This is a genomic window from Rathayibacter sp. SD072 (genome assembly GCF_017355185.1).
GTDB lineage: Bacteria > Actinomycetota > Actinomycetes > Actinomycetales > Microbacteriaceae > Rathayibacter.
This window is the reverse complement of the sequence record NZ_JADILJ010000034.1, coordinates 16,339-40,938: the sequence shown is the minus strand read 5'-3', so window position 1 is coordinate 40,938 and position 24,600 is coordinate 16,339. Positions and strand designations below refer to the sequence as shown.

Sequence of the window (24,600 nt, the reverse complement as noted above, 5' to 3'; positions counted from 1 at the left end):
CCGGCCCGCGCATCCGGGGCGTAGCTCAGCTTGGCTAGAGCGCCCGCTTTGGGAGCGGGAGGTCGCAGGTTCGAATCCTGTCGCCCCGACCACGATTCTCATCGTGAAGACCTCGACCCGTGACGACCGGTTGCACGGCGCCGACACCAACCAGCACAGGAGATCCCCTCACGTGAAGACCACGGTAGAAAAGCTGAGCCCGACCCGCGTGAAGCTCGCGATTTCGGTCACCCCCGACGAGCTCGGCCCCAGCATCACGCACGCCTACGGCCACATCGCCGAGCAGATCAACGTCCCCGGCTTCCGCAAGGGCAAGGTCCCGCCGGCGATCGTCGACCAGCGCGTCGGCAAGGCCGCCGTGCTCGAGCACGCGGTCAACGAAGGCCTCGACGGCTTCTACCGCGAGGCCGTCCGCGAGACCGAGGTGCGCCCCCTGGGGCGCCCGCAGGCCGACATCGTGGCCTGGCCGAGCGACAAGGACTTCACCGGCGACCTCGAGCTCGCCATCGAGGTCGACGTCCGCCCCGAGGTCGACGTGCCCGACTACGAGGGCATCGAGCTCACGGTCGACGCGGCCGAGGTCACCGACGCCGACGTCGACGCCGAGCTGGACCGCCTGCGCAGCCGCTTCGGCACGCTCGTGACGGTCGACCGTCCCGCGAAGACGGGCGACTTCGCTCAGATCGACCTGATCGCGACCATCGACGGCGTCGAGGTCGACACCGCCAACGCGATCTCCTACGAGCTCGGCTCCGGCGAGCTGATCGAGGGCATCGACGAGGCGCTCGACTCGCTGACCGCCGGCGAGAGCACCACTTTCACCGCTCCTCTCCTGGGCGGCGACCACGCCGGCGAGCAGGCCGAGATCGCCGTCACCCTCACCGCCGTCAAGGAGCGCGAGCTCCCCGACGCCGACGACGACTTCGCGCAGATCGCCAGCGAGTTCGACACGATCGCGGAGCTCCGCGAGTCGCTCAAGGATCAGGCCGCTCAGCAGAAGACCTTCGGCCAGGGCGGCCAGGCGCGCGAGAAGCTCGTCGACGCCCTGCTCGCCCTCGTCGAGGTGCCGGTCCCCGCGTCGCTCGTCGAGGACGAGGTGCACCGCCACCTCGAGGGCGAGAACCGCCTCGAGGACGACGAGCACCGCGCCGAGGTCACCGAGGCGAGCGAGAAGACCTTCAAGACCCAGATCCTCCTCGACCACGTCGTCGAGCAGGAGAAGGTCCAGGTCAGCCAGGACGAGCTCACCCAGTACCTCATCCAGGGTGCTGCGCAGTACGGCATGGAGCCGAACGAGTTCATCAAGATCCTGTCCGAGAACAACCAGATCGGCCAGATGGTCGGCGAGGTCGCCCGCAACAAGGCGCTCGCCATCGTCCTGGGCAAGGCGAAGGTCGTCGACACCGACGGCAAGGCCGTCGACCTGACCGCCTTCACCGCCGTCCCCGGCGGCGAGGACGAGACGGACGACGCCGCCGTGGAGGCGCCCGCCGACGAGACCCCGGCGGCCGACGAGGCTCCCGTCGTCGACGAGGCCCCCGCCGCCGAGGACGCGCCCGTCGCCGACGAGCCCGCCGAGGAGCCCGCTCCGGCGCCCAAGAAGAAGCGCGCCCCCGCCAAGAAGAAGGTCGCCGCTCCCGCCGAGGAGACCCCGGCCGCCGAGTAGCACCCGCTGCAGCAGCACAGGAGCCGCCCCCGATCCGTCGGGGGCGGCTCCTGTCGTTCCCGGGGAGGCGCGCCGTCCGGTCCGCCCCCGGCGAACACCGCCCCCTCCCGCTCCGCCCCCGGCGAACACGGCGGAGTCGGCAGGGGAGCGTCCGATAGATTCGCCTCCGAAGCGACAACTGAAACGGAGCAATACATGGCCGACATGGTTATGCCCAACAGTGTTTTCGACCGCCTGCTCAAGGACCGGATCATCTGGCTCGGTTCCGAGGTGCGCGACGAGAACGCGAACGAGATCGCCGCGAAGCTCCTGCTCCTCGCGGCCGAGGACGCAGAGAAGGACATCTTCCTGTACATCAACTCGCCCGGCGGCTCCATCACCGCGGGCATGGCGATCTACGACACGATGCAGTTCGTCCCGAACGACATCGTGACCGTGGGCATCGGGATGGCGGCCTCCATGGGCCAGCTCCTCCTGACCGCCGGAACCCAGGGCAAGCGGTACATCACGCCGAACGCCCGCGTCCTCCTGCACCAGCCGCACGGCGGGTTCGGCGGCACCGCCTCCGACATCCAGACCCAGGCGCAGCTGATCCTCGACATGAAGAAGCGACTCGCCGAGATCACCGCCAAGGCGACCGGCAAGACGGTCGAGCAGGTCAACGAGGACGGCGACCGCGACCGCTGGTTCAGCGCCGAGGAGGCCCTGGCCTACGGCTTCGTCGACCACATCCGCGCCTCAGCGACGGACGTCGCCGGCGGCGGCGGAACCGCCACCGAGTGAGCCTTCCAGACGCGCCGAGAGATCAGGAACAGACAATGAACGCACCCACCTTCGGCGGAACGGCCTTCGGCTCCGGAGCCGCGCCGTCCTCGCGCTACATCCTCCCCACCTTCGAGGAGCGCACGGCCTACGGCTACAAGCGCCAGGACCCGTACGCGAAGCTCTTCGAGGACCGCATCATCTTCCTCGGCGTGCAGGTCGACGACGCCTCGGCGGACGACATCATGGCGCAGCTCCTTGTGCTCGAGAGCCAGGATCCGGACCGCGACATCGTCATGTACATCAACTCGCCCGGTGGCTCGTTCACCGCGATGACGGCGATCTACGACACGATGCAGTACATCCGCCCGCACATCCAGACCGTCGTGCTCGGTCAGGCGGCCTCCGCCGCCGCCGTGCTGACCGCTGCGGGCACGCCGGGCAAGCGCCTCGCGCTCCCCAACGCGCGCATCCTCATCCACCAGCCCGCCGTGCAGCAGGGCGGCGGACAGGCCTCGGACATCGAGATCCAGGCGGCCGAGATCATGCGCATGCGCGAGTGGCTGGAGGAGACGCTCTCGAAGCACTCCAACCGCTCCATCGAGCAGGTCAAGAAGGACATCGACCGCGACAAGATCCTCGGCGCGGACGATGCGCTCGAGTACGGGCTGATCGACCAGATCCTGACCAGCCGCAAGAGCCTCCCGGCTCTCACGGCCTGATCGACCCGGAGGGGCCGGAGCGGAGCAGTCCGCGTCCGGCCCTTCCGTGCATCCGGCTCCGGGCCGAGCCGATGCACGGCACCGGCTCGTAGCGGATCGACACGACCGGGACAACGGTGGCCAATCCCGGCCCGCCTGCCGGCCCCTTGCGGCGCAACGGCTAGGCTCGGGAGGGAGATCACCGGTCCCCGCACGGCCGCTCGTGATCTCGACCGGCGCCCGAGGGCGTCACGCGGACCCCTGCGGTCCGTGCGAACAGGCACCATCAGGCACGACACGACCGACGCACGACAAGGAAGTGGGGCATCCCCGTGGCACGTATTGGCGAAAGCGCCGACCTGCTCAAGTGCTCGTTCTGCGGCAAGAGCCAGAAGCAGGTCCAGCAGCTCATCGCCGGGCCCGGCGTCTACATCTGCGACGAGTGCGTGGAGCTCTGCAACGAGATCATCGAGGAGCGCCTCTCCGAGTCGAGCGAGGAGACGAGCCACGAGTTCGACCTGCCGAAGCCGAAGGAGATCTTCGGCTTCCTCGAGGAGTACGTCATCGGCCAGGAGCAGGCCAAGCGCGCCCTCGCGGTCGCGGTCTACAACCACTACAAGCGCGTGCGCGTGCGCAACACGATCACGTCTGCCGACGCGATCCACGACGAGATCGAGATCGCGAAGAGCAACATCCTGCTCATCGGGCCGACCGGCTGCGGCAAGACCTACCTCGCCCAGACCCTGGCGAAGCGCCTGAACGTCCCGTTCGCGGTCGCCGATGCGACGGCGCTCACCGAGGCGGGCTACGTCGGCGAGGACGTCGAGAACATCCTGCTCAAGCTGATCCAGGCCGCGGACTACGACGTCAAGCGGGCCGAGACCGGCATCATCTACATCGACGAGGTCGACAAGATCGCGCGCAAGGCCGAGAACCCCTCGATCACGCGCGACGTCTCGGGCGAGGGCGTGCAGCAGGCGCTGCTCAAGATCCTCGAGGGCACGGTCGCGTCGGTCCCGCCGCAGGGCGGCCGGAAGCACCCGCACCAGGAGTTCATCCAGATCGATACGACGAACGTGCTCTTCATCGTCGCGGGAGCGTTCGCCGGGCTCGAGGACATCATCTCGTCGCGCGCGGGCAAGCGCGGCATCGGCTTCGGCGCTCCGCTGCACAGCAAGGGCGACGAGATCAACATCTTCAGCGAGGTCCTCCCCGAGGATCTGCACAAGTTCGGGCTCATCCCCGAGTTCATCGGGCGCCTCCCCGTCGTGACCACGGTCACTCAGCTCGACCAGGACGCGCTGATGCAGATCCTGACGGAGCCGCGCAACGCCCTCGTGAAGCAGTACCAGCGCATGTTCGAGCTGGACGGCGTCGAGCTCGAGTTCGACCGCGGCGCCCTCGAGGCCATCGCCGACCTCGCTGTGCTCCGGCAGACCGGCGCCCGCGGGCTCCGGGCGATCCTCGAGGAGGTGCTCGGCCCGATCATGTTCGAGGTGCCCTCGTCCGACGAGGTCGCCCGGGTCGTGGTCACCCGGGCCGCCGTGCTCGACAACGCCGCTCCGACGATCGTGCCGCACGCTCCCCGTCGCCAGGAGAAGAGCGCCTGACACCGCCCTCCGCCCCCGTCGCGCCAGTTCAGCAGGATTGGCACGGCGGGGGCGTCGTCGTGCCCGCTCGCGTTCCCTAACCTGGCGGAGCGCGTCGTGGACGCGCCGCCCGGCTCGTCCCGGCGCCCGCGACCGGAGGAACCGTCATCGTCCAGCCTCTGCTCGCCGGGATCGTCGCCGCCCTGACCGGCTTCTCCAGCTCGTTCGCGATCGTCCTCGCCGGTGTCGTCGCCGTCGGAGCGACCGACAGGCAGGCCGCCTCGGGACTTCTTGCCGTGTGCGTGCTGCAGGGGCTGCTCTGCATCCTCCTCAGCCTCCGCTACCGGGTGCCCCTGACGTTCGCCTGGAGTACTCCGGGAGCGGCTCTGCTGGCGGCCACCGCCTCATCACCCGGCGGTTTCGACCGGGCGGTGGGCGCGTTCCTGGTCGCGTCGCTGCTGCTCGTGATCACCGGACTGTGGCCGGCGCTGGGGCGCCTCGTCTCCCGCATCCCGCGACCGCTCGCGAACGGGATGCTCGCCGGCATCCTGTTCCCGCTCGTCCTCGCACCTGTCCGCGCGGCGGTCGAGATCCCGGCGCTCGCCCTCCCGGTGATCCTCCTCTGGCTCCTGCTCGTGCGGCTGCTCCCGCGCTGGGCGGTGCCCGCGGCGATCGCACTGGCGATCGCGCTGCTGCTCGCGACCGACGGGGCGGCCCTCGCGGTCGCGCCGCTGCTGCCGACTCCGGAGTTCGTCGCGCCGGTGTTCGAGATCGGCGCCGTGGTCGGCATCGGGCTGCCTCTCTACGTGGTGACGATGGCGGGCCAGAACATCCCCGGCATCGCCGTGCTCTCCAGCTTCGGCTTCCCCTCGCACTCGCGACCGGCCATCGTCTCCTCCGGTGCGCTCTCGGGCGTCGCCGCCCTCTTCGGCGGCGTGCCGATCAACCTCGCGGCGCTGAGCGCGGCGCTGACCGCGGGTCCCGAGGCGTCCCCTCGGCCCGAGCGGCGCTGGATCGCCTCGGTGTCGGCCGGTGCGTCGTACCTGGTCCTCGGCCTCGTGGCGGGCGCGGCCGCCGCGCTCGTCTCCTCCGCGAGCCCGCTCCTGATCGAGGCCGTCGCGGGCCTGGCCCTGCTGGGAGTCTTCGTCTCGGCCGTCCAGGCGGTCGTGGAGGAGAGCCGGTTGAGGCTCCCCGCGGCAGCCACGCTGCTCGTGACGGCCTCCGGCACGAGTGTCGCCGGGATCGGCTCGGCCTTCTGGGGCCTGGTGGTCGGTCTCGTCGTGCTCGTGTGGCTGGTTCCACGGCGAGCGGTCCCTCCCGCTGACGCCGTGGCAGGGTCTCAGGCGCGGGGGAGCAGTCCTCGGCGACGCAGCAGCGGCTCGGTCCGCGCGTCCCGCCCTCGGAAGACGCGGTAGGCGTCGAGCGGGTCGCGCGACCCGCCGATCCCGAGGATCCCGCGCCGGAAGCGCTCTCCGGCTGCGCGGTCCAGGCCGCCGTTCTCGTCGAACCACTCGACGGTGTCGGCGTCGAGGATCTCGCTCCAGATGTAGGAGTAGTAGCCGGCCGAGTACCCGCCCGAGAAGACGTGAGCGAAGTAGGTGCTGCCGTACCGGGGCGGGATCGCGGTGATGAGGAGGCCGGCCCGGCGCAGGGTGTCCTGCTCGAAGGCGAGCACGTCCGTGCGCTCCGCCCCGTCCTCCCGCTCGTGCCAGGCGAGGTCGAGCAGCGCCGCCGCGAGGTACTCGGTCGTGGCGAAGCCCTCACCCCAGAGCGAGGACGCCTCGAGCCGCGCGAGGACCTCGGGAGCGAGCGGCTCACCGGTGTCCACGTGACGGGCGTACTCGGACAGGAGCTCGGGCCGCAGGACCCACATCTCGTTGACCTGGCTCGGGAACTCCACGAAGTCGCGGTAGACGCTCGTCCCACCGAACCGCGGGTAGCGGACCGCCGCCAGGAGGCCGTGCAGTGCGTGGCCGAACTCGTGGAAGAGCGTGCCGACCTCGTCCAGGCTCAGCAGGGCGGGCTCGTCCTCACCGGGTGCCGAGAGGTTCAGGTTGTTGACGACGACGGCGGAGTCGCCGAGCAGGCTCGTGCGCGCGGACAGCGAGTTCATCCAGGCGCCCCCGCGCTTGGAGTCGCGGGTGAAGGGGTCGAAGAGGAAGAGCCCGAGCGGCTGTCCGTCCTCCTCGAGGACCTCGAAGACGCGGACGTGGCGGCTGTAGCCGACCAGGTCGCTCCGCTCCTGGAAGCGCAGACCGTAGAGGCCCGTCGCCGCGGCGAAGACGCCGGAGTGCAGCACCCGCTCGAGCTCGAAGAAGGGGCGCAGTGCGCTCGCGTCGACGGCGTACGAGGCCGAGCGCACCCGCTCCTCGTAGTACGCGCGATCCCACGCCGCGAGGGTGAAACGGGGAGCGCCCGCCGCGTCCTGCTCCTCGTCCGCGAGGGTCTGCATGCGCGCCAGCTCCCGCCGGGCGTTCCGGGCCGCCGGCTCAGCGAGCTCCTCGAGGAGCGCACGGACGCGCGCGGGCGAGCCGGCCGTCTGACCCGACACGACGAAGTCCGCGTGCGAGGAGAAGCCGAGCAGCCGGGCGCGCTCGGCGCGCAGCGCGACGATGTCCTGCAGGACCTCGCGGTTGTCGTGCTCGCCTCCCTCGCTCGCACGACCGACGGAGGCGCGGAGGATCCGCTCGCGCACGCCGCGGTCCCGCAGGCGCGCGAGCCACGGGTGGCCCGAGTACAGCGGGAGCGTCACCAGAACGCCGTCGAGGCCGCGGTCCGCAGCGGCACGGGCGGCCGCGGAGACCTCGGAGGAGTCGAGACCGTCGAGCGCGGAGGCGTCGTCGAGCAGAACCGCGCGCGCGTTCGACTCGGCCAGCAGGTTCTTCTCGAACAGGGTGGTCAGCGTCGACAGGCGCTCGTTGAGCTCGCTCAGATGCTCCTTGCCGGCGTCGTCCAGCAGCGCTCCGGCGCGCTCGAAGCCCGACAGCACACGCTCGAGCAGGTACGCGGTCTCGTCGTCGAGGGCGAGCTCGCCGCGCCGCTCGCCCAGCTCGCGCAGGCGCGCGTACAGGCGGGGATCGAGGGTGACCGCATCGCTGTGGGCCGAGAGCAGTGGAGCGAGCTCCTGCTCGAGGGCATCGGTGAGCGGCGTCCGATCGGAGGCGCACACCGTGAAGAACACCGCGCTCACCCGGCGCAGCGCGCGACCGGAGCGCTCGAGCGCCACCAGGGTGTTCTCGACGCTCGGCGCCTCCTCCGAGGACGCGATCGCGTCGATCTCGGCGCGATGCCGACGCAGCGCCTCCTCGAACGCGGGGCGGTACGCCTCCGGATCGACGGCGGCGAAATCGGGCAGCCCGTGGGGGAGCGTGCTCGGCTCGAGGAGGACGGCGACGGGATCGGAGGCGCTCACCCTGCGAGCCTAGGCGCCGGGGAACCGGGTCAGCCCCAGTCGTCGTCCTCGCCCTCGACGCGTCCCTGCGGTTGCGTGATGTAGGCGGCGTCCTCGTCGGGACGGTAGGTGACGGTGGTGCCGTCGTCGAGCTCGAGCACCGGCTTCCCCTCGAGCCAGGTCAGCTGCCAGCGCCAGTCGGAAGTGTCCGTGCCGGCCGTGACGAGCTCCTGCTCGACGTCGCGCAGAGCGGTGACGACGATCTCCGGAAGGGTCTGCGGCGGTTCGCCGCCGAGGGCCCAGCGTGTTCCGAGCTGCATCCTGTGCGTCCTCTCGTCGGTGGTCCGGGAGGCGGGCGCCGGGGCTCCGGCGCCCGCCCGCGAGCTGCTACGCCTCGGTCTCGAGCTCGATGTCCACGGCCAGTGTGCCACCCTCGGCGAACTCGAGGGCGGCGATCCGGCCGACCGCGGCGATGTCGCCGGAGGCCAGGCGCAGGGCCGACACGAGCTCCGCCGGAGCCGTGACGACGGCGGAGCGGGCCGGGGTCTTCTGCGAGGCCTTCGCGTCGGTCTTGGCGCGTCGGATCGCGGTGAGGACCGTGCTGGCGGCGGTGAGGACCGCGGGGTCGCCGCCGAGACCGGACTGCTCGGGCCACGGCTGCGAGTGGATCGATCCGTCGTGCGACCACGACCAGGTCTCCTCTGTCGCGAAGGGGATGAACGGAGCGAACAGGCGCTGCAGAGCGTCGAGGGCGAGGTGCAGCGCGGCCGCGGCCGAGGCGCCGTCCTCACCGTAGGCGCGCTCCTTCACGAGCTCGAGGTAGTCGTCGCAGAACGTCCAGAAGAACGCCTCCGTCGTCTCGAGAGCCCGGGCGTGGTCGTAGTTCTCGAGCGCGGTCGTCGCCTCCGCCACCACGGCGTCGAGGGTCGCGAGCATGCTCAGATCGAGCGGGTCGGTCACCTCCGCACCCGGGGTCTGCGCGAAGCCGTGGATGAACTTGGCCGCGTTCAGCACCTTGATCGCGAGGCGTCGGCCGATCTTGATCTGCGTCGGGTTCTGCGGATCGAAGGCCGCGTCGGTGCCCAGGCGCGACGAGGCGGCCCAGTAGCGCACGGCGTCCGAGCCGTGCTGCTCGAGCATCCCGGCCGGAGTGACGACGTTGCCCTTGGACTTCGACATCTTCTTGCGGTCCGGATCGACGATGAAGCCCGAGATCGTCGCGTTGCCCCACGGCGCGCGCGAGTCCTCGAGCTGCGAGCGCAGCAGGGTCGAGAAGAGCCAGGTGCGGATGATGTCCTGGCCCTGGGGTCGCAGGTCGTAGGGCGCGACCAGCTGCCAGAGCTCGTCGTCCCGCTCCCAGCCGCCGGCGAGCTGCGGGGTGAGGGAGGAGGTCGCCCACGTGTCCATCACGTCGAGCTCGCCCTGGAATCCGCCCGGCACGCCGCGCTGGTCCTCCGAGTAGCCGGGTGCGGGGTCCGAGGACGGGTCGACCGGCAGCGCCGACTCCTCCGGCACCAGCGGCCGGTCGAAGACGGGGTTGCCGTCGCCGTCGAGCGGGTACCAGACGGGGATCGGCACGCCGAAGAAGCGCTGACGCGAGACCAGCCAGTCGCCCGAGAGGCCGTTCACCCAGTTCTCGTAGCGCACGCGCATGAACTCCGGCACGAAGCGGACGTCGCGCCCGAGCTCCAGGAGGCGCTCCTTCAGAGAGGCGTCCCGCGCCCCGTTGACGAGGTACCACTGCCGGGTCGAGACGATCTCGAGCGGCTTGTCGCCCTTCTCGAAGAACTTCACGGGGTGCGTGATGGGGCGCGGCTCGCCCGTCATCTCGCCCGACTCCGTGAGGAGCGCGACGACGGCCTGCTTGGCCGAGAAGACCGTCTTGCCCGCGAGCTGCGCGTACGCCTCGCGACCGGCGTCGCTGGTGATCGCCGCGGGCGCCTCCGACACGATGCGTCCGTCGAAGCCGATGATCGCGCGGTTGGGCAGATCGAGCTCGCGCCACCAGACGACGTCCGTGACGTCGCCGAAGGTGCAGATCATGGCGATGCCCGAGCCCTTGTCCTTCTGCGCGAGGTGGTGCGCGAGCACCGGCACCTCGACGTCGAAGAGCGGGGTGCGGACGGTCGTCCCGAAGAGCGGCTGGTACCGCTCGTCATCGGGGTGCGCGACGAGCGCGACGCAGGCCGGGAGGAGCTCGGGCCGGGTCGTCTCGATGAAGACGTCGTCTCCGCCGTCGCGGTGGAACCCGATCCGGTGGTAGGCGCCGGGCTGCTCCTTGTCCTCCAGCTCGGCCTGCGCGACCGCGGTTCGGAACGTGATGTCCCACAGGGTCGGGGCCTGGGCCTGGTACGCCTCGCCGCGCGCGAGGTTCCGGAGGAACGCGCGCTGCGACGCGGCCTGCGACTCCTCGCCGATGGTGCGGTAGCTCTGCGACCAGTCGACCGAGAGGCCGAGGGTGCGCCAGAGGTCCTCGAACTGCTTCTCGTCCTCGACGGTCAGGCGCTCGCAGAGCTCGATGAAGTTGCGTCGCGAGATCGGCTTCTGATCGGCCGCCTTGCTGCTCTTGTTGTCGCCCCCCTCGAACGGAGGCGTGAAGCCGGCCTCGTAGGGGAGCGTCGGGTCGCAGCGGACCCCGTAGTAGTTCTGCACGCGGCGCTCGGTGGGCAGGCCGTTGTCGTCCCAGCCCATCGGGTAGAAGACCTTGCGGCCGCGCATGCGCTGGAAGCGCGCGACGACGTCGGTGTGCGTGTACGAGAAGACGTGCCCGATGTGCAGCGAGCCGGAGGCGGTCGGGGGCGGGGTGTCGATCGAGTAGACGTCGGCGCGGGTGAGACCGGTGCGGTCGAACCGGTAGGTCCCGTCGGTCTGCCAGACGAGGCCCCACTTGCTCTCGAGGCCCTCGAGGGCAGGCTTCGCGGGGAGGCGGTCGGCGAAGGTCATGATTCTCCGGTTCGATATGGGCGGCACCGTGTCGGTGGTGATGATGCCTGGATGGCGGCGCTGGAGCGGATCGCTCACCGGCCGCGCCGATCCTACCGCGGTGTCGCGGTGCGGGAGCCGGGCGGGGTCAGTCGACGACGGGGGCGAAGCCCGCGCGGATCGGGGCGAGCGCCTCGTCGAGGTACGGCACCAGCTCGCCGCGTGTCGGACCCGCCGCGGCCCAGGCCTGCACCGCGGCCACGGCCGCTCCGACACTCGCGTAGGCGATCGCCCGGGTCAGGTGCGTGGGCAGCGGACGCGAGGCCCGCTGCTCGATGAACGCCGCCACGATCGCGGCCTGCCGGGCGAGGCGGGAGAGCGCGGACGCCTGGAGCTCGTGCACGCTGCCGATGAGAGCGCTCTGGGTGAGCGCCCACGGCACGGAGGAGGGGCCGAAGCCGGCGCCGACCGCCAGCAGCGCGTCGCGCAGTCCGTCCATCGCGGGCCGCTCGGGGTCGGTCGCGGCGAGCGCGGCGGGCAGCTCGGACAGGCGGTCGTCGACGAGCACCCAGAACACGTCGCTCTTGGACTCGAAGTAGTTGAAGAAGGTGTTCCGCGAGACCCCGGCCCGCTGGGCGATGTGCTCGACGGTCGTGCCGGCGTAGCTCTGCTCCAAAAACAGGTCGAGTGCGGCGTCCTCGAGCATCGAGCGCGACGAGGCCCTGGGGCGTCCTCTGCCCGTCGCACCCGCCATGATCGCTCCCGCTCCGCATCCGCTCGACGCGCTACGATATCCCTCAACGACTTCGACCCGGCCATCACCGGCGAGTCTCCGGAAGAACGGCGTCGGCTCAGGCCTGCGCCCAGTAGAACCGGACGGGTACGGCCCGTGACAGCCGATCGAGTGGGAACGTCTCCGAGGCTCGCGCCGAGGAGCGGTCCAAGCGAGGTGGTACCGCGACCCCGGCCCGGGCTGACAGATCCGGGCGGGCCGTCCTCGTGCAGCCCAGCATCACTGCCAGGAGATCGCACGTGACCTATCCCTTGACCCCGCCCACCCCCGGTGACGCCGACGCGTCCGGCTCCGCCTTCGGCCGCGGGGTGGCCGCTTCGCCGCGCTTCCCCGAGATCGAGGAGAAGGTGCTCGCCTACTGGAAGGCCGACGACACCTTCCAGGAGTCGATCCGCTCCCGCGAGGGCGCCCCTGAGTGGGTGTTCTACGACGGCCCTCCGTTCGCCAACGGGCTGCCGCACTACGGCCACCTGCTGACCGGGTACGCGAAGGACCTCTTCCCCCGCTTCCAGACGATGCGCGGCAAGCAGGTGCACCGCCGTTTCGGCTGGGACACCCACGGCCTGCCCGCCGAGCTCGAGGCGGAGCGCCAGCTCGGCATCACCGACAAGTCCCAGATCGAGGAGATGGGCATCGCCGCGTTCAACGCCGCGGCGAAGGAGTCGGTGCTGCGCTACACGGGGGAGTGGCAGGACTACGTCACCCGCCAGGCGCGCTGGGTCGACTTCGAGAACGACTACAAGACGCTCGACCCCTCCTTCATGGAGTCCGTCATCTGGGCGTTCAAGCAGCTCTACGACAAGGGCCTCGCCTACGAGGGCTACCGCGTCCTCCCGTACTGCTGGCGCGACCAGACCCCGCTCTCGAACCACGAGCTGCGGATGGACGACGACGTCTACAAGATGCGCCAGGACCAGACGGTGACGGTCACGTTCCCGCTGGTCGGCGAGACGGCGGAGGCGCTGAGCCTCACCGCCGTGCGCGCGCTCGCCTGGACGACCACCCCGTGGACCCTGCCGACCAACGCCGCGCTGGCCGTCGGCCCGGACATCGAGTACGCGGTGCTGGCCGCAGGCCCGAACGGTGCCGCCGACGGCAAGGGCGAGCCGGAGGAGCGCGAGCTCTCGGCCGAGTACCTCCTGGCGATCGATCAGGTCGGCGCCTACGCGAAGGACCTGGGCTACGACGACGCCGAGTCCGCCCGCGCCGCCGTCTCGCGCACCCTGCGCGGGCGCGAGCTCGAGGGCGTCAGCTACGACCGGCTCTGGGACCACTACGCCGACACCGAGGCCTGGGGCACGCAGAACGCGTGGCGCATCCTCGTCGCCGACTACGTCACCACGACCGAGGGCACGGGCATCGTGCACCAGGCGCCCGCCTACGGCGAGGACGACCAGAAGGTCTGCGAGGCGGCGGGCATCCCCGTCATCATCTCCGTCGACGACGGCGGCCGCTTCCTCCCGCAGATCGCGGAGGTCGCCGGCCTGCAGGTCTTCGAGGCGAACAAGCCGCTGACCCAGCTGCTCAAGGCGCAGCACCGGCTGCTGCGCCAGGCGAGCTACGAGCACTCGTACCCGCACTGCTGGCGCTGCCGGAACCCGCTGATCTACAAGGCCGTCTCGAGCTGGTTCGTGCGGGTGACCGCGTTCCGCGACCGCATGGAGGAGCTCAACCAGGACATCACCTGGGTCCCGGAGAACGTCAAGGACGGCCAGTTCGGCAAGTGGCTCTCGGGCGCGCGCGACTGGTCGATCAGCCGCAACCGTTACTTCGGCTCGCCGATCCCGGTGTGGAAGAGCGACGACCCCGAGTACCCGCGCATGGACGTCTACGGCTCGCTCGACGAGCTCGAGCGCGACTTCGGCGTGCGTCCGCAGGATCTGCACCGCCCCTTCATCGACGAGCTCACACGCCCGAATCCCGACGACCCGACGGGGCGCTCGACGATGCGCCGGATCACCGATGTCCTCGACGTCTGGTTCGACTCGGGCTCGATGCCCTTCGCGCAGGTGCACTACCCGTTCGAGAACGCCGACTGGTTCGACTCGCACAACCCGGCCGACTTCATCGTCGAGTACATCGGGCAGACGCGCGGCTGGTTCTACACGCTGCACGTGCTCTCGACGGCGCTCTTCGACCGTCCCGCCTTCCGCAACGTCGTCAGCCACGGGATCGTGCTCGGCAACGACGGCCAGAAGATGTCGAAGTCGCTGCGCAACTACCCCGACGTCGCCGAGGTCTTCGACCGCGACGGCTCCGACGCGATGCGCTGGTTCCTGATGTCGAGTCCGGTGCTGCGCGGCGGCAATCTGGTCGTCACCGAGGAGGGGATCCGCGAGGGCGTGCGCCAGGTCCTGCTGCCGCTCTGGAGCACCTGGTACTTCTTCTCGCTGTACGCGAACGCGTCCGGTGACGAGGGCTACTCGGCGACCCGCCGCACCGACTCCGAGGACGTCCTCGACCGCTATCTGCTCGCCAAGACGCACGACCTGATCGAGATGGTCACCGGTCACCTCGAGGCGCTCGACTCGACCCTCGCGGCCGCCGCGCTGCGCGACTTCGCCGACGTGCTGACCAACTGGTACGTCCGCCGGTCCCGCGACCGGTTCTGGCAGGGCGTCGACGCCGAGGGCGGGGGAGCGGAGGCGTTCGACACGCTCTTCACCGTCCTCGAGACCGTGACCCGGGTCGCCGCTCCGCTGCTCCCGCTGGTCTCCGAGGAGATCTGGCAGGGCCTGACGGGCGGCCGCAGCGTCCACCTCACCGACTGGCCGAGCGCGGACGAGTTCCCCGTCGACGAGTCCCTCGTCCACGCGATGGACGCCGTCCGCGGGATCTCGTCCACGGCGCTCTCGCTCCGCAAGCAGGCCGGGCTCCGCGTGCGCCTGCCGCTCGCGCGCCTGACCGTCGTCGTCGCCGACGCCGCCGAGCTGGCGCCCTTCGAGGCGATCCTGCGCGACGAGCTGAACGTGAAGGAGGTCGCGCTCGTGCCGCTGGTCGACTCGAGCGCCGCCGACTACGGAGTCACCTCCCGGCTGTCGGTGAACGCGCGGGCCGCGGGTCCCCGCCTGGGCCGCGGCGTCCAGACCGTCATCAGGGCCGCCAAGGCCGGTGACTGGAGCGAGATCGACGGCGTCGTCACCGCCGGCGGCGTCGAGCTCGTCGAGGGCGAGTACGAGCTGACCCTCGAGGTCGCGGGATCCGGAGCGGACGACCGCGCCATCGCCCTGCTGCCCCGCGGCGGATTCGTCCTGCTCGACACGGCGACCACGCCGGAGCTCGAGGCCGAGGGCCTGGCCCGCGACCTCATCCGCGCGGTGCAGGACGCCCGCAAGTCGGCCGGGCTCGACGTCAGCGACCGCATCGTCCTCGACGTCATGCTCGACGAGGTCAGCCTCGCCGCGCTCGCGCCGCACGGCACCTGGATCGCCGAGGAGACGCTCGCGACCGGGTCCGCCTTCACCCCCTTGACGGTCGCCCTCGAGGGCGGAGAGGGCGCGGTCGCCTTCGGACCGGCCGGCACCGCCATCATCCGCGTCGAGAAGGTCGAGGCCGCCGATGTCTGATCCGTTCGGGAACGACTCCGACCGCGTCGCCGCTGAGGCGGTCTACAGCGCCCTGCTCGAGCGGCTCGGCGAGGCGAACGTGCGTCCGCGGCTCGCGCCGACGCGGCGGGCCGTCGAGATCCTCGGCGACCCCCAGCGCGCGTACCCGGTGATCCAGATCGCGGGCACCAACGGCAAGACCTCCACCAGCCGGATGATCGAGAGCCTGCTGCGCGCGCACGGACTGCGGGTGGGGCTGTTCACCAGCCCGCACCTCGAGCGCTTCAACGAGCGCATCGTCATCGACGGGGAGCCGATCTCGGACGAGAGCCTCGTCGCGAACTGGCAGGACGTCGAGCCCTACATCCGCATGACCGACGCCGAGCTGGCCGAGCAGGACGAGCCCCCGCTGTCGTTCTTCGAGGCGATCACGGTGCTCGCCTACGCGGCCTTCGCCGACGCTCCGGTCGATGTCGCGGTCGTCGAGGTCGGGATGGGCGGCGAGTGGGACTCGACCAACGTCGCCGACGCGCAGGTGGCCGTGTTCACCCCCATCGCACTCGATCACACGGAACGTCTCGGCTCGAGCATCGAGGAGATCGCGCGGACCAAGTCGGGCATCGTGAAGCCCCTCGCCTCGGTCGTCTCGGCACGTCAGACGCCCGAGGCCGAGGCCGTCCTGCGGCACGCCGCCGAGGCCACCGAGTCCTCGATCGCTTTCGAGGGCGCCGAGTTCGACGTCGTCTCGACCACTGTCGCGGTCGGCGGGCAGCTCGTCTCGGTGCGCGGACTCGCCACGACCTACGACCAGCTCCTGCTGCCGTTCTTCGGCGACCACCAGGCCGAGAACGCGGCCGTCGCGATCGCCGCCGTCGAGACGTTCATCGGCGGGGGCTCGCAGGAGCTCACCGGCGACGTGCTCGACGAGGGGCTCGCAGCGGCGACCTCGCCCGGACGTCTCCAGATCGTCGGAGCGTCGCCCCGTACCGTCGTCGACGCCGCGCACAACCCGCACGGCGCCGCCTCCCTCGCCGCCGCTCTGGGCCGCTACTTCGACTTCGACCGGGTCACGGCGGTGCTCGGCGTCCTGGCCGAGAAGGACGCCGAGGGCATCCTGCAGGCTCTGCGCCCGGTCGTCGACGAGCTCATCGTCACCCGGGCTCCGAGCGACAGGGCGCTGGCGGCCGACGACCTCGCCGCAGTCGCGCGCACCGTCTTCCCGGCGGAGTCGGTGCGCGTGGCGGAGGATCCGGACGCGGCGCTCACCGCTGGTCGCCTCCTCGCCGCCCGCACCGAGAAGGGCGCCCTCGTGATCACGGGCTCGCTCACCCTCGTCGGCCGGGCGCTCACGGTCGCCCGCGACGAGAACTGGCAGGGCTCGTGAGGGCCGGGCGGCCGCGCCGCAGCAGGACGGTCCGCGAGAGCCTCGCCTCGATCGTGCTCGGCTTCGAGGTCGTCATCGTGTTCCTCGCGACCCTGGTCGCGTTCGGGCTCAAGGTCGGCGATCCGGTCGTGGTCCTGGTGGGCGGCGGAGTCGTCTGCCTCGCCATGCTCGCGACGCTCCGGCTCCTCGACCGCCCGCTCGGCATCAGGATCGGCTGGGTGCTGCAGTTCGTTATCGTTGCCTCGGGTCTGCTCGTCCCGATCATGTTCGTCATCGGCGCGGCCTTCGTGGCGCTCTGGACCTACTGCATCGTGACAGGCACCCGCCTCGACGCCCAGGCGCGCCCTCCGGCGGCCGGGACCACCGACCCCACCGAAGGAGACCGCTGAATCATGGCCATCCAGGAGACCCTCGTCCTCGTCAAGCCCGACGGAGTCGCGCGCAACCTCACCGGAGAGATCCTCCGCCGCATCGAGGCGAAGGGCTACTCGCTCGTCGACATCAAGCTCGTGGAGGCCGACCGCGACCTGCTCGGCGCGCACTACGCGGAGCACGAGGGCAAGCCGTTCTACGAGCCGCTCGTGGAGTTCATGGAGAGCGGTCCGATCGTCGCCATCCGCATCGCCGGCGACCGCGTCATCGAGGGCTTCCGCTCCCTCGCCGGCACGACCGACCCGACCACCGCGGCTCCCGGCACCATCCGCGGCGACCTCGGCCGGGACTGGGGCCTGAAGGTCCAGCAGAACGTGGTGCACGGCTCGGACAGTGTGGAATCCGCGGAGCGCGAGCTCTCGCTCTGGTTCGGCTGACGCCGAACCGCCGCGAGAGCTCGCGCTCCGCGGTGTTCCGCGGTGATCCGCGGAACCGCGGTCGGTTCTCGGAGGCGGTCCCGATACGCAGAGCGTCGCGCCTCCGGCGACGGGAAAGCGCTCGGACGCGCTTTCCCGGATACGCCTCGCGCTGCTCGGCGATCCGGGGACGGGCACCTCGGATTCGTCCGGGGTGCCCTTCGTCGTTTCCGCGATACTGCGGAGCCGGGCAGCGGACGGCGTGCAGAGATGCCGTCCACCGACTCGCCCCCGCGCCGCCCCTTGGTGATCGAGTAGCCCGCGCAACGGGCGTCTCGAGATCCACGGGACGCACGCCCCTCCGCGGCTCAGAGGTACGAGAGGACGTCCAGGCGGAGCTGGGCGATGACGGCGATCGCGAGGTAGCAGAGGATCGTGATGAACGGGACCCAGCCGTAGGCGGCCCCGGCGAAGCGGCGGACGGGCGCCGGAACCGGGAAGACGCCCTCACGGAGGTTCCGGAGGGTCACGAGCCAGAAGCCCGGGATGACCACCGACCAGGTGAGCATGCACCACGGGCACAGCGTGCCGAGCAGGAAGACGCTCTGCGAGATCAGCCAGATCACGAATCCGAGCGCGAAGACGAAGCCCAGGTTGAACACCGCCCAGAACCAGCGGTCGAACCGTGCGCCCGCGAGCAGGCCCGCACCGACCACGACCGGCGCGATCCAGGCCGCGACCCCGATGAGCGGATTCGGGAAGCCGAAGACGGCGCCCTGCGGCGAGTCGAGATTCGCACTGCACTGCACCAGGATGCTGAAGTCGCACCCGAGCTCGGTCGACGGATCGGTCAGCGCAGCGAACTTGTCGAGTGTCAGTGCGAACGCCGCGATCCAGCCCACGATCCCCAGCACGATGAGCAGTGCGGCGAACAGGATCGGGCGTCGAGTGGTGGGGGCGTCGGACATCGGGGGATTATCGCACGGGCCGAATCGGCGCCTCTGGGAATGCGTGCGATAATCGGAGCCGTCGGTCCGGAACATCCCGCACCGGCACCAGAAGGTTTACCGGGCGAACACCGGGCCACAGGAGATCGACCGCGTTCCGCGAATGGACGCGACGGGTCACCCGCTCCACCACGACGCGACCGACGGTCGCAGCGAGACGGAGCACGTGTCGGATAGTCAGTTCCGAGAGTGAAGCTGCACCCAGAGTCCTGCGCCACGTGAGCGACCGGACCGGGGGAGCGGAAGGATTCGCGACGGGCCCCAGGCGGCCCCTCGCACGAGGAGAGATCCGGGTAGGAAGGCGCGGCGGACGACCCGGCCGAGGAGTGCACCAGCAATGGTGGAAGACAAGAGTTCGAGCGGATCCGATCCGGACCGCGACGAGCCCCGCAGCGGGGCCAAGAAGATCAGCCGCCTCTTCGGTGGCCGCCGGGCGACCCGGCGGACCGAGTCGAGCGCGCCAGCGACAGGGGGAACGATCATCGATACCGACGAGACCGACACGACCGGCCAGGAGACGCCCGACGAGGCGACGAGCGAGGCGCAGGGACCGGCGTTCTTCAACGCCGTCCCCGTCACGCCCGCCGCGCAGGAGGAGTCGCGCCCGACGCGTCCCGCGCTGCCGAGCACGTCGCTCCTGTTCCAGGCTCCCGACCTGCCCGACTACGTCGAGCTCGCCCCTCTCCCTCCGCGCGGAGCGCCGCTCGGGGTCCGGGAGGAGCGCGAGGCGCCGGCCGAGGAGCAGGGGTCCGTCCGGCGGCGCTCGCGCCGTCGCAGCGGCGAGAGCGACCGCGGAGGGTCGGACGACCCCGAGAACACCGTCGTCCGGGTCCGTCAGCCCCGCGAGCAGCGGGAGCAGCGCGAGCCCGAGCTCATCACCGAGCCCCAGCGCATCAAGGGCTCCACCCGTCTCGAGGCCAAGAAGCAGCGCCGCCGCGACGGCCGCGACGCCGGCCGACGCCGTACCGTCGTCACCGAGTCCGAGTTCCTCGCCCGCCGCGAAGCCGTCGATCGCGTGATGGTCGTCCGCTCGAAGCAGGACAGCATCCGCATCGGCGTCCTCGAGGACGGCGTCCTCGCCGAGCACTACGTCGCCCGCTCGCAGGAGGCGTCCCTCATCGGCAACGTCTACCTCGGCCGCGTGCAGAACGTCCTCCCCAGCATGGAGGCGGCGTTCGTCGACATCGGACGCGGACGCAACGCCGTCCTCTACTCCGGCGAGGTCGACTGGGACGCCGCGGCGAACCCCGGCGGCCCCCGCCGCATCGAGCTGGCCCTCAAGCCCGGCGACCGCGTCCTCGTCCAGGTCACGAAGGACCCCGTCGGCCACAAGGGCGCCCGCCTCACGAGCCAGATCTCGCTCCCGGGCCGCTACCTCGTCTACGTGCCCAACGGCTCGATGAACGGCATCTCGCGCAAGCTCCCCGACACCGAGCGCGCGCGCCTGAAGAAGATCCTCAAGGAGGTCCTCCCCGAGAACGTCGGCGTCATCGTGCGCACGGCGGCCGAGGGCGCCACCGAGGAGCAGCTGACCGTCGACGTCGAGCGCCTCACCGCGCAGTGGACGGCGCTCAGCGAGAAGGCCGCGACGGGGCAGGCGCCGGCGCTCCTGCACAGCGAGCCCGATCTGCTGATCAAGATCGTCCGCGACGTCTTCAACGAGGACTTCGAGAAGATGGTCATCGCCGGGGACGACGCCCGCGAGACCATCGAGCTCTACCTCAGCCAGGTCGCCCCCGACCTGCTCGAGCGGGTCGAAATCTACTCCGGCGAGCAGGACGCCTTCGACGAGTTCCGCATCACCGAGCAGATCGAGAAGGCGCTCGAGCGCAAGGTGTGGCTGCCCAGCGGCGGCTCGCTGGTCATCGACCGCACGGAGGCCATGACGGTCGTCGACGTCAACACCGGCAAGTTCGTCGGCTCCGGCGGAAACCTCGAGGAGACGGTCACCAAGAACAACCTCGAGGCCGCCGAGGAGATCGTGCGCCAGCTCCGGCTGCGCGACATCGGCGGCATCATCGTCGTCGACTTCATCGACATGGTCCTGGAGTCCAACCGCGACCTCGTGCTGCGCCGTCTGGTCGAGTGCCTCAGCCGCGACCGCACCAAGCACCAGGTGGCCGAGGTGACCTCGCTCGGCCTCGTGCAGATGACCCGCAAGAAGCTCGGTCTCGGCCTGCTCGAGACCTTCAGCGAGAACTGCGAGGTCTGCGCCGGCCGCGGAGTGATCGTGCAGCACGATCCCGTGGTCAAGCACCGCTCCACCGCCGCACCGCAGCAGGAGCGCCGCCGCGGCGGCCGCTCGGGGGAGGGCGCGCCCGGCGGCTCGCCCCGTCAGAACGGCTCCTCGGGGTCGAACGGCCAGAACGGCCAGGGCGCCGCCGCGAAGCCCGTCAGCACCCACGCCATCACCGACGACGCCAAGAACGCCCTCGCGCAGATCGCTGCGAGCACCATCCACCCGGCGAACGTGCGCCAGGCGGCGGAGGAGGCTGCAGCACTGGTCGACGAGGCCTCCGCCGAGTCGGCGCTCGTCGAGGCGTCGGCACCGGAGACGGAGCCGTCCGAGCAGTCCGCTCCCCGCGAGTCCTCGCGACGGTCGGAGCGTCCCGCTCGGGGCGAGCGCCGCCGCAGGGGACGCGACCGGGAGCCGCGCCAGGAGAGCGCCGACGCGCCCGCTGACGCGCCGTCGACGGAGGCCGCAGCTCCGGCCGTGGTCGAAGCGCCGGTCGTGCCGATCCTCGACATCCCGATCCCGCCCGCCCCGGCGGCCGCGGGCCGTCGTGTCCGCAGCGAGGTCGCCGAGCACCTGCTCGACTCCGTGCTCGACGCGCTCCCCGCGCCGAAGGAGCCCGGTCAGGGCCGCGCCAAGAGCCGCCGGGTGACCACCGCGGCCCTGACGGGCGTCGCGGTCATCCCGGAGCAGACTCCGCGCCGCGCCGAGCAGCAGTAGCTCGCGCGGACGACGTCATCGGGGCCCGGTGCCCGGCGAGAGCCGGCGCCGGGCCCTCTCGGTCTCGCGGTCCCGGCCCTTCACGCGCAGTCCGCTGCTCCGGAGCCGCTCGACGAGCTCGCGGGCTGCGACGGGGGTCGCGCCGGCCGCGATCAGCTCGGCCCGCCGCTCCTCGGGCACGTCGTAGTGGTCGAGGTCGAAGCTGCGCTCCGGCACTCCGTTCCGACGCGCGAACGCGTGGAGCTCCTCGAGCGACTCGTCGCTGACGAGATGCGCCCAGAACGTGTCGTGGGCCGGCCACCGCGCCGCATCCAGGAGGATCGTCATCCGTCGATCGTAGGCGGCGCGCCTGCGCCCCGGCCGACGCGCTGTCCACTATCGTGACGGGGTCGTCGGATCGTGGACGCCGGGCTCGCAGGAGCACGGACCCCGCGGACACGCGCTCACCCGAGTGTCCGTTTGACCGCCGACCTCCCATCCCGTACTCTTGACCGTTGGTGTGGCGCGAACCATGCGCTCACGCAGATTTCCGTTGTCGTCCGACTCCTCACGGAGAGCGGGACGCGGTACCGGTTCCCTCGTTCGGTGTGGGAGACGGGAAAGAAACGGGGCCCCGCCCCGTCCATACAAGCCCCGGTCGGCGCAGTGCTGACGAGCATCCGCTCCACGAGCACTGCCCCGCCCAGACGAGAAAACAGGTACGAGAAGTGGTTTACGCAGTTGTGCGCGCCGGCGGTCGGCAGGAGAAGGTCGAGGTCGGCACCATCGTGACGATGGACCGCGTCAAGGCCGACGAGAACGGCACCGTGCAGCTGGCTGCCGTGCTGCTCGTCGACGGCGACTCGATCACCTCGGACGCCTCGGCGCTCGAGAAGGTCTCGGTCACCGCGGAGGTGCTCGAAGAGCTCCGCGGTCCGAAGATCGTCATCCAGAAGTTCAAGAACAAGACCGGCTACAAGAAGCGCCAGGGGCACCGTCAGGAGCTCACGCGCGTGAAGGTCACTGGCATCAAGTAACCGCTGACCGCGGAGCGAGCCATCGCACCGCGGATCGTCAGCACGGGGCTGCGGCCCCCCCGGTCTCGAGGAGATGAGAAATGGCACACAAGAAGGGCGCGAGCTCCACTCGCAACGGTCGTGACTCGAACGCGCAGCGTCTCGGCGTCAAGCGCTTCGGCGGTCAGGTCGTGAACGCAGGCGAGATCATCGTCCGCCAGCGCGGCACCCACTTCCACCCCGGCGCGAACGTCGGACGCGGTGGCGACGACACCCTGTTCGCCCTGTCGGCCGGAGCGGTCGAGTTCGGCACGAAGGGCGGCCGCAAGGTCGTCAACATCGTGGCGGCCGCCCAGTAGGGTCGGCCTCCTCGGCCGAGCAGGCACAGGACGCAAGGGGCGGGCTTCGGCTCGCCCCTTGCGCGTTGCAGCGGCACTCGCTGCTCGGCACCCGGCGCACGGTCCCACCGGCGCCTCCACTCCCGATCGGACGGACAGAACAACCATGGTCACCTTCGTCGACAACGTCACGCTGCACCTGCGTGCCGGCCACGGCGGGAACGGCTGCGTCTCCGTCCGCCGCGAGAAGTTCAAGCCGCTCGCCGGCCCCGACGGAGGCAACGGCGGTCACGGCGGCGACATCGTCCTCGTCGCGGACCCGCAGGTCACGACGCTCCTCGCCTACCACCGCCACCCGCACCAGTCCTCGCCGAACGGCGGTCCCGGCATGGGCGATCACCGCGCGGGCGGCAACGGCGATCTCCTCGAACTGCCGGTGCCCGTGGGAACGGTCGTGAAGTCGCCCGAGGGCGAGCAGCTCATCGACATGGACGAGCCCGGACTGCGGTTCGTGATCGCCCCCGGCGGTCAGGGCGGTCTCGGCAACGCCTCGCTCGCGACGACGAAGCGCAAGGCCCCCGGATTCGCGCTGCTCGGCACCCCCGGCTGGGAGGGCGACATCGTCCTCGAGCTGAAGACGGTCGCCGATGTGGCACTGGTCGGCTTCCCCTCCGCGGGCAAGTCGAGCCTCGTCGCCGCGATCTCGGCCGCGAAGCCCAAGATCGCCGACTACCCCTTCACCACTCTGGCGCCCAACCTGGGCGTCGTGCAGGCGGGGGAGTCGCGGTACACCGTCGCCGACGTCCCCGGCCTCATCGAGGGCGCCAGCGAGGGCAAGGGGCTCGGCCTCGAGTTCCTCCGGCACGTCGAGCGGTGCACGGCCCTCGTGCACGTCCTCGACTGCGCCACGCTCGAGCCCGGTCGCGACCCGCTCACCGACCTCGACATCATCCTCGGCGAGCTCGCGGCCTACCCGGTCGGCGAGGGCCAGGTCCCGCTGCTCGAGCGCCCCCAGCTCGTCGCCCTGAACAAGGTCGACGTCCCCGAGGCCCAGGAGCTCGCCGCCTTCGTCCGTGCCGACCTCGAGGCTCGCGGCTACCGCGTCTTCGAGATCTCCACGGTCAGCCACGCGGGGCTGCGCCAGCTGACGTTCGCCCTGGCCGAGATCGTCGAGCAGCACCGGGCGGAGCTCGCCGCCGCGCCCCAGGTCGAGCGCATCACCATCCGTCCGCGGGCGGTCGACGAGAAGGACTTCGAGATCCGCGTCGAGGGCGGCTCGTACGGCAACGTCTACCGCGTCCTCGGCACGAAGCCGGTGCGCTGGGTCGCCCAGACCGATTTCACGAACGACGAGGCCGTCGGGTTCCTGGCCGACCGGCTCGCCAAGCTCGGCGTCGAGAACGGCCTGTTCGCAGCGGGCGCCGTCGCCGGCTCCACCGTCGTGATCGGCAGGGGCGACGGAGTCGTCTTCGACTGGGAGCCGACGCTCACCTCGACAGCCGAGTTGATGACGGCCCCCCGCGGGACCGACATGCGGCTCGACGAGAACCAGCGCAAGACGCGCAACGAGCGCCGCGACGAGTACTTCGAGCGGATGGACGCCAAGGCCGCGGCCCGGGCAGAGCTCGAGCGGGAGCGCCAGGGCGGGGTGTGGCGCGTCTCCGACGAGGAGGACGGCGTCGAACCCGACCGCGAGGACTGACCTCGGGCCCCGGCACCCACCAGGGTGCCGGGGCCCCGTCCGTCCGCCTCCCACCCGCACTACA

The 24,600-nt window shown here is 70.9% G+C and carries 19 protein-coding genes and 1 tRNA gene; 14 read left to right on the top strand and 6 right to left on the bottom strand.

Features of this window, described 5'->3' with window-relative positions; genetic code table 11:
- Positions 1–14: 14 nt before the first annotated feature.
- The 6 genes from IOC53_RS13370 to IOC53_RS13345 all read left to right on the top strand — a co-directional run bounded on the left by IOC53_RS13370 (position 15) and on the right by IOC53_RS13345 (position 6,133).
- A tRNA-Pro gene (locus tag IOC53_RS13370) sits at positions 15–92 on the top strand.
- A gap of 80 nt (positions 93–172) precedes the next feature.
- The gene (gene tig, locus IOC53_RS13365) at positions 173–1,666 is read left to right on the top strand and encodes a trigger factor (protein ID WP_207406435.1); all 1,494 of its coding nucleotides are present in this window, start codon (positions 173–175) and stop codon (positions 1,664–1,666) included.
- Positions 1,667–1,861: 195 nt separating this feature from the next.
- On the top strand, positions 1,862–2,449 hold the full coding sequence (locus IOC53_RS13360; protein WP_207406431.1) for an ATP-dependent Clp protease proteolytic subunit: 588 nt from the start codon (positions 1,862–1,864) through the stop codon (positions 2,447–2,449).
- A 35-nt stretch (positions 2,450–2,484) separates the two neighbouring features.
- Entirely contained in the window at positions 2,485–3,150 is a 666-nt protein-coding gene (locus IOC53_RS13355) for an ATP-dependent Clp protease proteolytic subunit (protein ID WP_055792392.1), read from the top strand.
- 311 nt (positions 3,151–3,461) lie between these two features.
- A complete protein-coding gene (gene clpX / locus IOC53_RS13350) occupies positions 3,462–4,739 on the top strand; it encodes an ATP-dependent Clp protease ATP-binding subunit ClpX (RefSeq protein ID WP_207406430.1) in 1,278 nt (425 codons plus the stop codon).
- Between the two features lie 146 nt (positions 4,740–4,885).
- Positions 4,886–6,133, top strand: a complete 1,248-nt coding sequence (locus tag IOC53_RS13345) for a benzoate/H(+) symporter BenE family transporter (protein WP_307786195.1) — start codon at positions 4,886–4,888, stop codon at positions 6,131–6,133.
- Here IOC53_RS13345 and IOC53_RS13340 read toward each other — a convergent pair.
- The 4 genes from IOC53_RS13340 to IOC53_RS13325 all read right to left on the bottom strand — a co-directional run bounded on the left by IOC53_RS13340 (position 6,058) and on the right by IOC53_RS13325 (position 11,737).
- Positions 6,058–8,130, bottom strand: a complete 2,073-nt coding sequence (locus IOC53_RS13340) for a M3 family metallopeptidase (RefSeq protein ID WP_207406428.1) — start codon at positions 8,128–8,130, stop codon at positions 6,058–6,060. The genes IOC53_RS13345 and IOC53_RS13340 overlap by 76 nt on opposite strands.
- A 29-nt stretch (positions 8,131–8,159) precedes the next feature.
- The gene (locus tag IOC53_RS13335) at positions 8,160–8,429 is read right to left on the bottom strand and encodes a hypothetical protein (protein WP_207406427.1); all 270 of its coding nucleotides are present in this window, start codon (positions 8,427–8,429) and stop codon (positions 8,160–8,162) included.
- Positions 8,430–8,496: 67 nt separating this feature from the next.
- Positions 8,497–11,052, bottom strand: coding sequence for a valine--tRNA ligase (gene valS / locus IOC53_RS13330; protein WP_207406433.1), 2,556 nt, complete (start codon positions 11,050–11,052; stop codon positions 8,497–8,499).
- Positions 11,053–11,179: 127 nt separating this feature from the next.
- Positions 11,180–11,737: a TetR/AcrR family transcriptional regulator gene (locus IOC53_RS13325; protein ID WP_242683314.1), complete on the bottom strand. Its 558-nt coding sequence runs from the start codon at positions 11,735–11,737 to the stop codon at positions 11,180–11,182.
- A 326-nt stretch (positions 11,738–12,063) separates the two neighbouring features.
- On the opposite strand from IOC53_RS13325, the gene ileS reads away from it, so the two are divergent.
- The 4 genes from ileS to ndk are packed head-to-tail and all read left to right on the top strand — an operon-like array spanning position 12,064 to position 17,562.
- Positions 12,064–15,390 (top strand): isoleucine--tRNA ligase, encoded by a 3,327-nt coding sequence (gene ileS, locus IOC53_RS13320; protein WP_207406425.1) that lies wholly within the window; start codon positions 12,064–12,066, stop codon positions 15,388–15,390.
- Complete coding sequence (locus IOC53_RS13315) at positions 15,383–16,753, top strand: folylpolyglutamate synthase/dihydrofolate synthase family protein (RefSeq protein ID WP_207406424.1); 1,371 nt, start codon at positions 15,383–15,385, stop codon at positions 16,751–16,753. Before ileS ends, IOC53_RS13315 begins: the two co-directional genes overlap by 8 nt.
- The gene (locus IOC53_RS13310; protein ID WP_307786193.1) at positions 16,750–17,142 is read left to right on the top strand and encodes a DUF4233 domain-containing protein; all 393 of its coding nucleotides are present in this window, start codon (positions 16,750–16,752) and stop codon (positions 17,140–17,142) included. The genes IOC53_RS13315 and IOC53_RS13310 overlap by 4 nt, the downstream gene beginning before the upstream one ends.
- A 3-nt stretch (positions 17,143–17,145) precedes the next feature.
- Positions 17,146–17,562: a nucleoside-diphosphate kinase gene (gene ndk / locus IOC53_RS13305; RefSeq protein WP_207406423.1), complete on the top strand. Its 417-nt coding sequence runs from the start codon at positions 17,146–17,148 to the stop codon at positions 17,560–17,562.
- Between the two features lie 347 nt (positions 17,563–17,909).
- On the opposite strand, the gene IOC53_RS13300 is transcribed toward ndk, so the two are convergent.
- Positions 17,910–18,509 (bottom strand): vitamin K epoxide reductase family protein, encoded by a 600-nt coding sequence (locus IOC53_RS13300; protein ID WP_207406422.1) that lies wholly within the window; start codon positions 18,507–18,509, stop codon positions 17,910–17,912.
- 376 nt (positions 18,510–18,885) lie between these two features.
- On the opposite strand from IOC53_RS13300, the gene IOC53_RS13295 reads away from it, so the two are divergent.
- On the top strand, positions 18,886–21,501 hold the full coding sequence (locus IOC53_RS13295) for an Rne/Rng family ribonuclease (RefSeq protein ID WP_207406420.1): 2,616 nt from the start codon (positions 18,886–18,888) through the stop codon (positions 21,499–21,501).
- 15 nt (positions 21,502–21,516) lie between these two features.
- Here IOC53_RS13295 and IOC53_RS13290 read toward each other — a convergent pair whose 3' ends face one another.
- Entirely contained in the window at positions 21,517–21,828 is a 312-nt protein-coding gene (locus IOC53_RS13290) for a DUF4031 domain-containing protein (protein WP_207406419.1), read from the bottom strand.
- Between the two features lie 380 nt (positions 21,829–22,208).
- Between IOC53_RS13290 and rplU the strand changes: the two genes are divergently transcribed.
- From rplU to obgE, 3 genes are all read left to right on the top strand, one after another.
- Positions 22,209–22,517 (top strand): 50S ribosomal protein L21, encoded by a 309-nt coding sequence (gene rplU / locus IOC53_RS13285; protein ID WP_077223659.1) that lies wholly within the window; start codon positions 22,209–22,211, stop codon positions 22,515–22,517.
- An 80-nt stretch (positions 22,518–22,597) separates the two neighbouring features.
- The gene (rpmA, locus tag IOC53_RS13280; RefSeq protein WP_055792356.1) at positions 22,598–22,855 is read left to right on the top strand and encodes a 50S ribosomal protein L27; all 258 of its coding nucleotides are present in this window, start codon (positions 22,598–22,600) and stop codon (positions 22,853–22,855) included.
- Positions 22,856–23,000: 145 nt separating this feature from the next.
- Positions 23,001–24,536: a GTPase ObgE gene (gene obgE / locus IOC53_RS13275; RefSeq protein ID WP_207406418.1), complete on the top strand. Its 1,536-nt coding sequence runs from the start codon at positions 23,001–23,003 to the stop codon at positions 24,534–24,536.
- The last annotated feature ends 64 nt before the right edge of the window (positions 24,537–24,600 follow it).

Bases quoted from the DNA above. Each gene is read 5' to 3' on its own strand.
- IOC53_RS13355 (WP_055792392.1), top strand. From the start codon at position 2,485: ATGAACGCACCCACCTTCGGCGGAACGGCCTTCGGCTCCGGAGCCGCG.
- IOC53_RS13295 (WP_207406420.1), top strand. From the start codon at position 18,886: ATGGTGGAAGACAAGAGTTCGAGCGGATCCGATCCGGACCGCGACGAG.
- IOC53_RS13300 (WP_207406422.1), bottom strand. From the start codon at position 18,509: ATGTCCGACGCCCCCACCACTCGACGCCCGATCCTGTTCGCCGCACTG.
- IOC53_RS13315 (WP_207406424.1), top strand. From the start codon at position 15,383: ATGTCTGATCCGTTCGGGAACGACTCCGACCGCGTCGCCGCTGAGGCG.
- IOC53_RS13325 (WP_242683314.1), bottom strand. From the start codon at position 11,737: ATGCTCGAGGACGCCGCACTCGACCTGTTTTTGGAGCAGAGCTACGCC.
- IOC53_RS13360 (WP_207406431.1), top strand. From the start codon at position 1,862: ATGGCCGACATGGTTATGCCCAACAGTGTTTTCGACCGCCTGCTCAAG.
- ndk (WP_207406423.1), top strand. From the start codon at position 17,146: ATGGCCATCCAGGAGACCCTCGTCCTCGTCAAGCCCGACGGAGTCGCG.
- IOC53_RS13290 (WP_207406419.1), bottom strand. From the start codon at position 21,828: ATGACGATCCTCCTGGATGCGGCGCGGTGGCCGGCCCACGACACGTTC.
- IOC53_RS13335 (WP_207406427.1), bottom strand. From the start codon at position 8,429: ATGCAGCTCGGAACACGCTGGGCCCTCGGCGGCGAACCGCCGCAGACC.
- obgE (WP_207406418.1), top strand. From the start codon at position 23,001: ATGGTCACCTTCGTCGACAACGTCACGCTGCACCTGCGTGCCGGCCAC.
- valS (WP_207406433.1), bottom strand. From the start codon at position 11,052: ATGACCTTCGCCGACCGCCTCCCCGCGAAGCCTGCCCTCGAGGGCCTC.
- rpmA (WP_055792356.1), top strand. From the start codon at position 22,598: ATGGCACACAAGAAGGGCGCGAGCTCCACTCGCAACGGTCGTGACTCG.